Annotated in this window: 10 protein-coding genes and 1 pseudogene; 5 read left to right on the forward strand and 6 right to left on the reverse strand. The window is 62.4% G+C overall.

Translation table 11 applies throughout. The features are described 5' to 3' along the window. Window positions 1–224 precede the first annotated feature (224 nt). From QOC76_RS00225 to QOC76_RS00235, 3 genes are all read left to right on the forward strand, one after another. A complete protein-coding gene (locus QOC76_RS00225) occupies window positions 225–665 on the forward strand; it encodes a hypothetical protein (protein ID WP_526352955.1) in 441 nt (146 codons plus the stop codon). Beyond that, complete coding sequence (locus QOC76_RS00230) at window positions 662–1,852, forward strand: HTTM domain-containing protein (RefSeq protein ID WP_526352957.1); 1,191 nt, start codon at window positions 662–664, stop codon at window positions 1,850–1,852. Before QOC76_RS00225 ends, QOC76_RS00230 begins: the two co-directional genes overlap by 4 nt. Before the next feature lie 140 nt (window positions 1,853–1,992). Continuing rightward, complete coding sequence (locus tag QOC76_RS00235) at window positions 1,993–2,307, forward strand: hypothetical protein (RefSeq protein ID WP_526352959.1); 315 nt, start codon at window positions 1,993–1,995, stop codon at window positions 2,305–2,307. Window positions 2,308–3,140: 833 nt separating this feature from the next. Here QOC76_RS00235 and QOC76_RS00240 read toward each other — a convergent pair. Next, window positions 3,141–3,431, reverse strand: coding sequence for a helix-turn-helix domain-containing protein (locus QOC76_RS00240; protein WP_526352961.1), 291 nt, complete (start codon window positions 3,429–3,431; stop codon window positions 3,141–3,143). A gap of 287 nt (window positions 3,432–3,718) precedes the next feature. Further along, entirely contained in the window at window positions 3,719–4,243 is a 525-nt protein-coding gene (locus QOC76_RS00245) for a hypothetical protein (protein WP_526352963.1), read from the reverse strand. Between the two features lie 351 nt (window positions 4,244–4,594). On the opposite strand from QOC76_RS00245, the gene QOC76_RS00250 reads away from it, so the two are divergent. Continuing rightward, the gene (locus QOC76_RS00250; RefSeq protein WP_526352965.1) at window positions 4,595–5,665 is read left to right on the forward strand and encodes an aldo/keto reductase; all 1,071 of its coding nucleotides are present in this window, start codon (window positions 4,595–4,597) and stop codon (window positions 5,663–5,665) included. 715 nt (window positions 5,666–6,380) lie between these two features. On the opposite strand, the gene QOC76_RS00255 is transcribed toward QOC76_RS00250, so the two are convergent. From QOC76_RS00255 to QOC76_RS00265, 3 genes and pseudogenes are all read right to left on the reverse strand, one after another. Continuing rightward, complete coding sequence (locus tag QOC76_RS00255; RefSeq protein WP_526352971.1) at window positions 6,381–7,682, reverse strand: alpha/beta hydrolase; 1,302 nt, start codon at window positions 7,680–7,682, stop codon at window positions 6,381–6,383. A 600-nt stretch (window positions 7,683–8,282) separates the two neighbouring features. Continuing rightward, window positions 8,283–8,675 (reverse strand): PASTA domain-containing protein, encoded by a 393-nt coding sequence (locus tag QOC76_RS00260; RefSeq protein WP_526352967.1) that lies wholly within the window; start codon window positions 8,673–8,675, stop codon window positions 8,283–8,285. Between the two features lie 458 nt (window positions 8,676–9,133). After that, window positions 9,134–9,637, reverse strand: a pseudogene (locus QOC76_RS00265) (MspA family porin); the annotation flags it as partial. Between the two features lie 295 nt (window positions 9,638–9,932). Here QOC76_RS00265 and QOC76_RS00270 point away from each other — a divergent pair. Then, window positions 9,933–10,622, forward strand: coding sequence for a response regulator transcription factor (locus QOC76_RS00270; protein WP_526352973.1), 690 nt, complete (start codon window positions 9,933–9,935; stop codon window positions 10,620–10,622). Here QOC76_RS00270 and QOC76_RS00275 read toward each other — a convergent pair. Next, a complete protein-coding gene (locus QOC76_RS00275) occupies window positions 10,583–10,909 on the reverse strand; it encodes a sensor histidine kinase (RefSeq protein ID WP_526352975.1) in 327 nt (108 codons plus the stop codon). The two genes, QOC76_RS00270 and QOC76_RS00275, sit on opposite strands and share 40 nt — an antisense overlap. Window positions 10,910–10,923: the final 14 nt, after the last annotated feature.

A 10,923-nucleotide genomic window follows, 5' to 3' on the forward strand; every position in this document is an offset into this window, starting at 1 on the left:
CCTGGCACCACCGCCGGCTCCACTACGACAACCACCGCCGCCCCCACCCTTTAACCGGATGTGAGCACGTGGTTGCAATAGACACACACAAAAAAGATAGGGATCTGCCGACCGTCGCCCATGGGGCGGCGGTCGGCCGCGGATCTAGGGGTTCACGGTTCAAGGGTTCCCAAATCCGCGAGGGAGCGATCAGCGCGCTCATCGTGTCGGTAATCCTCATCGGTGTGGTGTCGAACATGCCCAATTCTGCGATCAAAGCGGCGTTGGCGCCGACCCTGACACCGATCGCAGTCGGAGCCGGACTCGACCAGTTTTGGGGGATGTATGCGCCCGATCCACCAAGTCGCCTGGAGAACCTGGAGGTGTACGTCACGATGGCCGATGGCAGCAAACGACTGTGGATGTTGCCGACTCAATACGATCAAGTCGTGGGAGTGGCGGTGTCGCATCGCTGGCGGAAACTGAAGGAGAGTCTGTTGTCGGAACCGCAGATCCGTCCGCAGCTCGCGCACTGGGTCGTCCATCAACTGACCGTTCCCGCGGAGCGGCCTATCCGTGTCTACATGATTTTACGGACCGAGGTTTTGACGCCTCCCGGTACGAGCGGCCGAGGAGCGACCGGCGTGGACACCCTGTACGACGAAGATTTGGCAGCAAACTCATGAAGGACAACGGCCACAGGGCGGGGTGGCGACCCTCAGCGATTGGCGAATGGTGGCAAGGGTTTTGGTTTCGACCCGAACCCACGTACACCCTCGGGTTAGTCAGGATCGCCTTCGGTGCACTCGCTGTGCTGTGGACGTTATGGCTTCTGCCGATCCTGCATGACATGTTGGGTCCGCACGGCGTGGTGCCCGACCAGCACCAGCCGGCCACCCCGGGCAACTGGGGCTTCTTTGAAGTAGTGACGAGCGACCAAGCCATATTGATCGGGTGGGCCGTGCTGCTGGCGTCTGCCGTCGCGCTGACTCTCGGATGGCACAGCAGAGTAGCGGCTGTCCTGGTCTTCGTTCTGATCTTGTCCTTCCTGCACCGCGATCTCTGGGTCTTTAACGCCGGGGATTCCGTCGTTCGCATCATGGCGCTTTTTGTTGCACTGTCGCCCTGTGGCACCGCGTTATCGCTCGATCAGCGCCGCAGGACGGGATCATTTTGGTCCGCTCAGTTGCGACCCATCTGGGCGCTTCGACTGATGCAGGTTCAGCTGTCGATTATTTACCTGTCCTCGGTCGTCATTAAGCTGACAGGCCAGACGTGGCCCCAGGGAACTGCCGTCTCCTACGCGTTACGGCTCGTCGATATGCAACGCCTGCCCTCGCCGGAATGGCTCACCACGAATGCGTTGATCATGAATGTTGCGACGTGGGCAGCTCTGGCGACCGAGTTGGCGATCGGGGTACTGGTCTGGAACAGGCGGCTTCGGCCGTGGGTCCTCGCAGCCGGTGTGGTCATGCACCTGACGATCGACATCGGCATCATCATCGGGATCTTTAGCTACGCGATGTTTGTGTTGTATCTGGCGTGGGTTGCCCCCGACACGGTGAAGCGCCTACCGGATACCGTCAAACGAGCGGTCACTAAGTTGTTGGAGCGCCTGCGCCACAGGCGCTCCAACCCGCCCACAAACTCGCGGCATCGCCGCGTCGAACTCCCAGCGCTGCGATCAGACCAGGACGGCAGCCCGTCAGCAGTCTTCAACAGCGCAGATGCCGTTAACGGAGAGGAGCATACGGCGGCCGATGTCGACTGGCACGTACGGGCACTTACCCCTGTAGCCGCCACCGGCGACAACGACGGTGAGCTGGCAAGTCCGGGGGGCTTGGGGAGCGACAGGGGCGTCGTGTCGTCGTAATTAGTCAGGCCCCACTTGCGGCTATCGGTCTGTTGGTACGCGTCGACGGCACGGTGGGCAGAAGCCGGGAACGAGGTCAGGGTTCCGATATGCAAAGGACGACATTGGTAATACGACGACCCATCACCGTTCACGTACGTGTGCGCTGGCTGCTGCCCGCTGCTGCCTTTGCCTTGATCGCGGCCGCCCTCGGCGCTTGCGCGTTTGAGCACTCCAAATTGGCCGAACCTAAAGCTTACGACCGGTGCGTGCAATCCACTAGCGACGGCTTTGGCAACACCATCGTTGGCAACACCGTCGGCAACACCGCTGGCGGCCCCGATGGCCAGGGAAACACCTTCGGTAATACCATTGCTGGCAACACTGTCGGGAACACCACTGGAATTACCACTGGCAACACCAGCGGCCCTGTGATCATTGGTCAAACCAATTCTCACTGTGGTGCTGCGTCCTAACCGGCGGACAGCGGGACGATGGGAAGAGTAAGTGCGAGGGGTGATGTGCGCGGACGTGGCTGAGAGATTATTGCGTAAATTGCCGCGCTTATCGCAAATTGCAACAGCCGGCGATTCGTGGTTGCGCCTCGCAGTCGCCGTTGCCATTCCGTTTACCTCGATCTCAGTCGCGCTCACCTAGTGGCGGTTCGAACGGACGCTTACCGTAAAGACACCGGGGAATTCGTCCACACACGGAGCACCGAAGCCGGCTGCGCTCCACGCGGGAATCACGCGACGCCCCCTCGCCCCACTCGTTTGTACGCCACAGGCAGGCCGCCAATTAGACTTGCTCCCTGCCCCGGGCCGGCCCCGACCAGGATCGAGATCTGGGAGGTGTGACTCGTGTCACCGGCGGCCGACTCTCCTTTGAGGCAAAGACCTGCAGGCGGGGGGTGCGGTCGAGAGGAGTCTGTAACGGCAGCGGCACGGCCGACTTCGCGGGCAGAAAGCGTGCTGACGTACTTGGATCGGAGTTCCTCTCCGACCAGGTCTCGCTTCACGCAGCGCAATTCTGCAGCTGGCTATCTTTCGAAGGAGAAACTTGGCGCACAGCCCAGCTACCTGCCCAAATATCGAATTCTGCTGACCCGGGCCAAGTCAAAGAGTCGATTAGGCAGCTAACGCGCCTCGCCCTTCGGGGACCGGTGTGTGCGTGTGCCAGTGGACAACCGTCGCGTCGGCCATCGGTCTACGCTAGCGCAGGGCTGAGGCCTAGGTAGCGCGCAGCCAAGACGCTAATTAGCCTGTATAGCTACGGACTGAACTAACGGTGGCCCCGTTCCGACCCGTCCCTATCGAGCCGAGGGCTGAGGTGGCTCGAGGTGGGTCGTGTAACCGCGGTGGTTTGCGCGCGCAATTGCGCGGCCCAGTAACTCGACAATTTCGAGCCCAAATACTTCGCACAGGAGGTACATCTGAACCACATCTGCTGGCCGGTCGCCGTTCTCGAGCCGCTGAATTGTCTTTGCGCTGATTCCTGATTCCGCTGCAAGGGCTTCACGGCTCATTTTCACGCGGGCGCGGGCAGCCCGTATCTCATCCCCAATCATTTTCAGAATAGATCTCTGTGTAGAGGGATTCATGGTGCTCCGAATAGGTTCAGAATCACCGGGGGCCGGGCCCCAGTTCTCCACTTGTCATAAGAGAATTGGATCCCCGGCTAGGCCGGCCCCCCAACCTAGACGTAGATTACTGCGGCGGAGGCCAATTGTCACGTGACTTTGGAGGCGGCTACGCCTTGTATCCTTACCATTGCTGGCCGCGGACCAGCTAATCGGCGAATCCAACTTCTACGCCTACGGACTAGACGCTTTCCCGAGCACGCATTGGGCCAGGGGCAAACATGCGCCAGCCTCGCTTCCGTTCCGGTTTACAACACCCCGCTATTGACCGGCGCCCGTGCCATGTCAAGCGGGCCGAGAAGGCATTGGGTAGCCGCGCCGTGATCGATCAGGTGCTGGGCGTCATCCGCAGCCGCGCCGGCGGCGGCGCAGAGAGCAGTTTCATCCACCTTCGGCATATAAGCCAACAGATATCCGCCGGAGAATGCCGCCGCGGCGTCGTCGTCGAGGCGCCGTGCGGCAATGCGGTGGTGTTCGGTGTCGACGGCGTGGACGCGCCAGCGGTTACCGTTGCGCACGGGAGCAACCGACTTGTCCCTGTCGGTGGCATCGAAGATGCCGATGGTGGGGTCGTTGCGCCGGGAGATGATCAGGTTCCCGACGCCGATGCGTTGTGCGCGTGCTGCTTTCACGGTCGGCGCGTCGGCGCCGACGATCTGGTCGTGCAGGCGGCGGTTGAGAGCGTCGGCCATCTCCGTGGTGTCGCATATTAGCAGTGCATCTTTGCCGGCGGAGGTATCGACCTGGTAGGCGACCAGCGCGTGGTGGGCCATGGCTGTCTGGTGAGCGCAGCGCAGGATGGTGGGCGCGGTACCAGTTCACGGCTCGCCGCACGGGTGAGGGGCCACCGTCTCGTAAAGCGAGTGAGGCGGCGGCCCAGCCATTGATTTTCCGCGTTACAGGCGGAATCGAAGCTTGAATCGAGGTTCTCCTGCTGGTCAGGATGGGCAAAACAGCGCTCTATTGGACGACCTGAAGCGCCTGCACTGGCGACTTGGCCGCGTGGGTCCCCGCGGGTCCAGGGGTGGTTGGGGCGCGGTTTGCAACAACGTGGCGACTTCGAACTGAACATGGCCGACCACATCGACCACGACCGTGATCGATGCCCACCTACGATGAACCTCATGAACGAGGATCTCGCCGTCGCCGACGTTCCTTTCACCCATGACCCCTGGGTAGCTGCACGGACCCGCTACGAAGAGATGCCCTACCGCCGCGTGGGAACCTCCGGCCTGCTGTTGCCGGCGATCTCACTCGGCCTTTGGTACAACTTTGGTGACAATCGTCCGTTCGATACGCAACGCGAAGTGCTTCGCTACGCCTTCGATCGCGGCATCACGCACTTCGATCTCGCGAACAACTACGGGCCGCCGTACGGCTCGGCGGAGGAAAACTTCGGCCGAATGCTGCGACGGGATTTCAAGCCGTACCGCAACGAGCTCATCATCTCCACCAAGGCGGGATGGGATATGTGGCCTGGCCCCTACGGTCAGCTCGGTGGCCGCGCCTATCTGCTGGCAAGCCTCGACGAGTCGCTTGACCGGCTTGGGCTCGATTATGTCGACATCTTCTACTCGCACCGCATCGACCCGAAGACACCGCTCGAAGAGACCATCGGCGCACTCGATACCGCGGTGCGGGCGGGCAAGGCTCGCTACATCGGCATCTCTTCGTACTCGGCCACGAAGACAGCAGAGGCAGCGGCGATCGCGCAGCGGCTCGGCACCCCGCTGGTGATACACCAGCCGTCGTACTCGATGCTGAACCGCTGGATCGAGGGTGATCTCATCACGGAGCTCAACAACGTCGGCATGGGTGCAATCGCCTTTACCGCGCTCGCCCAGGGTCTGCTCACAAACCGCTATCTGGACAAGCCCGCTACCGACGTTGCCCGCGCTACCGAGCGTCCGACCTTCGATGACGAGCTGGTGACCGACGAGGTGCACGCGCGGCTGCAGGGCCTGGCCGGAATCGCCAAGCAGCGGGGACAGTCGCTGGCGCAACTGGCACTCGCCTGGGTGCTCCGCGACCCGACCGTCGCCTCCACTCTCGTCGGCGCATCCAGCGTCGCTCAACTGAAGGAAAACCTCGGCGCGCTCGACCACCTGGAATTCACGCCCGAGGAGCTGAGCGAGATCGACCGTTTCGCTGCAGATTCCGGCATTGACCTATGGCGGGAGAGCTCCGACCTGTAGTCGGATACCGGCGAGCAGCACTGAACGCCGTCTCGAAATAGACCATATTCGAGACGATTCCGTTCACAGACACCCGTCGCCGATTCGTGGTCGCCATGTCTCAAAGTCGATCTCGACGCATGAAAGGGGCCCGCGGGTTTACAGTCCGCGATATGCCGCTTGCAGGGATGTCTGCTTTTCCTCGATACACCGCTATCTGCGATCGCGACTTCACCGCGTGCCACCATGTGTCCGCGGCCGATCAGCCCGACCCGGTCACGGAGCGGCATGCTCTCACTACGCTGCTGGACTCACTCAAGTACAGGTGGTGCGGGCCCTGACCGCCGACGACCACTCGGTGCTCCCAGCTGACGCCGCGCAGGTGGCGCATTTCACGCGTCGCTGAGTGCCGAACGGCAACTGCTGTTGGACGGGATAGTGAACCGTCGGCCGCCTATCGAGCGTGACGTTGCCTCCAGTCAACCTCACCCCGTTATCCTTCGCGCAGGAGCCGAAGTGCGCTATCTGGATCGCCTTATCGAACGGCTTGAACGTCGCTTCGCGAGCCACTGGCGAGGGCGCGAGTAGCGACCGCGGAACGCTGTTGAACGGTGGCACGAGACGAATTCCTGACTGGCGTTTGCTAATCAGGAACTGATCCAGCCTGCGACCGTCTGCTGAAAGCCGCGGCGATCCCCACGTTCACCAGTAGGAGGAATCGCATTCGGCCGCTGATTCATCGAGTGTTCGAGGGTGCCGCTGCTGACCTACCGCTCCTCTGAGGCGATAACTGTGGCTTGAGCGTCCCCGGAGTGCCGAGCACCCCGGCCAACCAGGGCAGCGCAGCAGCCCACGCCCTCCCGGCGAAAGGCCAATCGTGCTCGCCGGGCACGGTCGCGACGGTGCACTCGATGCCGTTGGTTAGCGCGAGTCCGCACAGCGTGTTGGCGGCAGCATCTTGCCCTGAGACAATGGTGAACACTCCGGACACTCCTTGATAGGGGCCATGTTGGGTAATGACCGTGGAGGGATCGAACCGGGACCACGCCTCGACGCTGCCGCCGAACAGCCTGTCGATGGTCTGCGCCTTGGTACCGGAGTTGGGGCTCAAATCACCGGCGAGGTCTGCGAAGGCGCTAAACAGCTCGGGATGCATGACCGCCAGATCAACGGCACAGGTGCCGCCAGCCGAGAAGCCGGCGACACCCCACTGAGCCCGTTGTCCGCTCACTCCGAAGTTGGAGATCATGAACGGGACGATGTCCTTGGTGAGATGGTCGGCCGCATTGCCGCGGGGACCGTTCACGCATTCGGTGTCGATGTTGAAGGCGCCGCCGGAGTCGACGAACACCAGCACAGGAGAATCACCGCCGTGCGCGGCGGCGAATCCGTCTGCTGCGCTGACCGCATCGCCGGCGCGCACCCAATCAGACGGGGTGTTGAACTCACCGCCGATCATCATCACCACTGGCAACGGCGGCGGCGGATTGCTGGCGAACCACGCCGGCGGCAGATACACGAGTTCTCCGCGATGTTTGAATCCAGACGCCTGAGCGCCGATGTTGACCGGCACCACCACCCCCTTACGTGGCTTGACCCCCGTCAATTGCATGGCGGTGACGGTCGCCCGATCGGTTTGATTGGGCAACGGACCCGCGCTGATCTGTGTCCAGAGGGCGCGCACCGTCGGGAAGTACCCCACCCACTGGTTGAGCGCCAGCGCTGCGGCGAGTAGACACAGCGGCACTGCCATCACCGATACGCCGCGCCGCATCCATCCCACGCCTCGCCACCCCGACACCATGAGCGCCATGGCTGAGCAAGACAGCCCGATCCAGATCCACAGCGCCGCTGGCGCTGGATCCCCGGCCACGCCGACCGACCGGACATACCAGTGCGCCCACAACGCCATCGCCAACCCAGCGGTCACCGTGACCGGCAGCCACAGCATCAGCCAGCGCCGCGATCGGCCACCGAGCCCGACCGCCAGCATTGCTGCACTGAAGGCCTGCACCGTCACCGGCAGCCAGCCATGCATCAACGACAATCGCCCCACGTCGTGACGCCATGGCCCGAAAGCCGTTGCGACGCTTGCCACCGTCGCTGCAGTTAACGCGGCCACTGTGATGAGCGCGTGCGGTCGACGGCCGCTCCACGACATTGGTTGGACGGTGTTCGCCGCGGTCGCGGTCATCGTCGGGAGCGCCCCCACTGCCGTACGACCCGCCACCTCGATCCGCTTAATTGTCCGCCGCTGCGCCCACAAAGTAATTTTATGGTGCCCCACAACCACTGAGTATCCGCTGAAAAAACCTGACATCGATGGGCGGGCTATTGGGCCTACGGTGCCCCTCGTATAGCGCCGACGAGGATGCGAAGCGTGCCGCACGCCTGGATTCGTAGCTCGTGCCTAATACACCAATTTTCCTGCGCGTGGCTGTTTCTGGCCGCTTCACCCGTACGACGTGAACCTCGATAGGTGTGGCCGAGTGGACCAGCAGCTGCGCACAAACCCTTCGCTTGCGCATACGGTATCGAGGATCCTCGATGTCGCGAAGCTGGGCGTCCGGAAATCAGAGGTGACAATCGACACTTGGCCGGGTACCTGCGTCCTGTGGCGCGCTTGTTTCGCCGATTATCACTTGGGTTTGGCAGACGCTGCCGCCGCCGCCGCGGACCGGCCCTCGGGACTGCCAAGCGAGTTGCCGGGGATAGTGGCCGATGCCACCGCTTGGTCGCAGTTGAGGGATACCAGCGTCTGGTTCGTCGGCGAGCCGCTGCTATTGGGTGGGGGAGGCCGGGATCTGTCCCGCTGGTTGAACACGATGCAGTTCGACCAAGCCAACCGGTCACCGACGGTGGCCGACACTACCGGTGTGAATCCGGCTGAGCTTAGTGCGGAACTGGCGTCGCCGTACTTCTGGCCCACCACGTTGGGCGAGGTCTTAGCCTCGGCTGTTGCGGCGACGGCGATGCCCAGGGCAGCGACAGCAGCGGCAATGGCTGCGGCCAATGGTGCGTGTTTGGTCATGAATGTTCCCTGGTACGTGTTGGGGCGTCAGTGACCGGCTTTGACCGAGGGCACTGCCATGGAGACGGCCGGCATCGAGGGCCCTGTCGTCGCAGTGGCGGTGTTGCCTAGTGTCATGCCGGTGAGGACGGGTTGAGTGAACGTGGTGTTCATCGGGGCGCTACCCGACCCGGCCAGTGGTATTTCGACGGTCGTGGCCGCCGGTGGGGTCGCGCAGAGGCTCAAGACTCCTAGCGTTGTCAGTGCTGCAGCCCCGACAAGAATGCCCAGCAGCTTGGCGCGTGCGCACAAGGCGGTTTTCAGGTGCTTAGCGAGCATGACGCCAGTCTCGCGCCGAAGCGTTGATAGGAAGCTGAGACGAGTCTGGGACTTGAAGGCCGGTTCCTGAGGAAACGCTGGGAGCCGAACAATCCGACTTACCGTAGCGTCGTCAGGCTCACCGCCCGCGTCCGGTCCGGCTAGGTAGGCGGGATGTCACTTCGCGCAAGCTCGTTCATGTTCCGCGGCTCGCCGTATGTGGTGACGCTGTGACTCGATTTGGAGATCAGGCGCGGCAAACGGTCGACACAAGACCCCACCAGCCGCGCCGGTCATGGTGCCGTGCGCGTTGGAGACCGCAACGTTGCCGTGAGGACCAGCGACGTCGACCGAAAACGTCGCCGCTTCTTGGATGCCCGGACCGTTGCCAAGGTCGGCACTGACCGACACGCCGGGACACAAGTTCGGGTGATGACATGTCCAAGCGGGTCGAAGCCGGCGCTTAGGGGATTGATCTTCACGTCGTCGAGAAGGATGTTCGGCGCGGTGAAGCTGAAGTTGATGCCCACTCCTAAAGACCAGGGAAATCCAAGCTGATGGCCGAGCTCAAGCGTCTCTTCGAACTTGTCGGCAGCCAGACCCCCCCCGGTTGTACACGGGTGGAACCACTCGCGGGTCAGGCGATTGCGGTCCAAGGAGAACACCCATTGAGAAAGGTTCCCATTGCTAGATCGTCAGGGTCTGCGCCAAATCAGCGCTGAGATAACGCCGGCAACGTTTGGGAGCGCAACCCTGCTTGACGTGGTATGTCGATGGGTTCGCTATTCACTGAGTGCCGGGGACTTGCTACGCACGAGTCACTCAGCGTTTCCTCAGCGCTGCTCTGCGATGGTGACGCAGGTGCTACAAGTGCCGTCGGTTTTCAGAAATTGCCGGTGCGCCGATGCAGCCGAATACCGGCGTTGCGAATGTAGCCCGCACGACAGGGGAGTTCGTCCGGTGAAAGTCCTGCTGGTGGAAGACGAACTACATGTTGCGGCCAGTCTCAAAGTCGGTTTGCGCGCAGAAGGCTTCGTCGTCGTGCACGCCGAAACCGGGACAGAGGGATTATGGCAGGCCACCGAGAATCAGTTCGACGTCATCATTTTGGACATAATGCTGCCCGGTCTGAGCGGCTACGAGATTCTGCGGCGAATTCGCGAGCAGCAGATCTGGACACCAGTGCTGATGCTCACCGCGAAGGACGGCGAGTACGACCAAGCCGACGCGTTCGATCTTGGCGCCGACGATTACCTGGTCAAGCCCTTCTCGTTCGTGGTGCTGGTGGCTCGATTACGAGCATTGGTCCGCCGCGGCGCACCGCAGCGTCCCGTCGTGATGACCGCCGGCGATCTCGTCCTCGATCCGAGCCGGCACCTGGTGACCCGCGCGGGGGTGCCCATCGATCTGAGCCCCCGCGAGTTCGGCGTGCTGGAATTCCTGATGCGCAACACCGACGCAGTGTGCACGAAAGCCCAGATCATACAGAACGTGTGGGACGAGCACTTCTCAGGTCCCGACAATGTTGTCGAGGTGTATATCGGTTATCTGCGACGCAAAATCGATGTGCCCTTCGGTACGAACACAATCGAGACGGTTCGCGGAGTCGGCTACCGTTTGCAATCGGGCAACTTGGCTAGCGGCAACTGAACCGTGACTAATGCACCCCCTCCGGGGTGCTCATCGATTGTGACAACGCCACCGTGCGCAGTAGCGATTTCGGCAACGATAGCCAAGCCCAGCCCAGTGCCACCGGTGGTGCGCGCACGGTCGGTCTCCAACCGGACGAACCGCCCGAAGACTCGCACTCGATCGGGTTGCGGGATACCGGGGCCATCGTCGGCGACAGTCAAGATCGCGTACTCCCCAGAAGGGCGTACGGTGCACGCGACGCGTGAACGGGCATGCCGCACAGCGTTTTCCAGCAAGTTGCGCACCAGTCGGGAAATTG

Origin of the sequence: Mycobacterium sp. (assembly GCF_032159565.1) — a bacterium.
Classification (GTDB): domain Bacteria; phylum Actinomycetota; class Actinomycetes; order Mycobacteriales; family Mycobacteriaceae; genus Mycobacterium.

What these genes read in the sequence shown, in the direction of transcription:
- QOC76_RS00230 (WP_526352957.1), top strand. Translation starts at nt 662, where the DNA reads ATGAAGGACAACGGCCACAGGGCGGGGTGGCGACCCTCAGCGATTGGC.
- QOC76_RS00240 (WP_526352961.1), bottom strand. Translation starts at nt 3,431, where the DNA reads ATGAATCCCTCTACACAGAGATCTATTCTGAAAATGATTGGGGATGAG.
- QOC76_RS00245 (WP_526352963.1), bottom strand. Translation starts at nt 4,243, where the DNA reads ATGGCCCACCACGCGCTGGTCGCCTACCAGGTCGATACCTCCGCCGGC.
- QOC76_RS00250 (WP_526352965.1), top strand. Translation starts at nt 4,595, where the DNA reads ATGAACGAGGATCTCGCCGTCGCCGACGTTCCTTTCACCCATGACCCC.
- QOC76_RS00255 (WP_526352971.1), bottom strand. Translation starts at nt 7,682, where the DNA reads ATGCATGGCTGGCTGCCGGTGACGGTGCAGGCCTTCAGTGCAGCAATG.
- QOC76_RS00260 (WP_526352967.1), bottom strand. Translation starts at nt 8,675, where the DNA reads ATGACCAAACACGCACCATTGGCCGCAGCCATTGCCGCTGCTGTCGCT.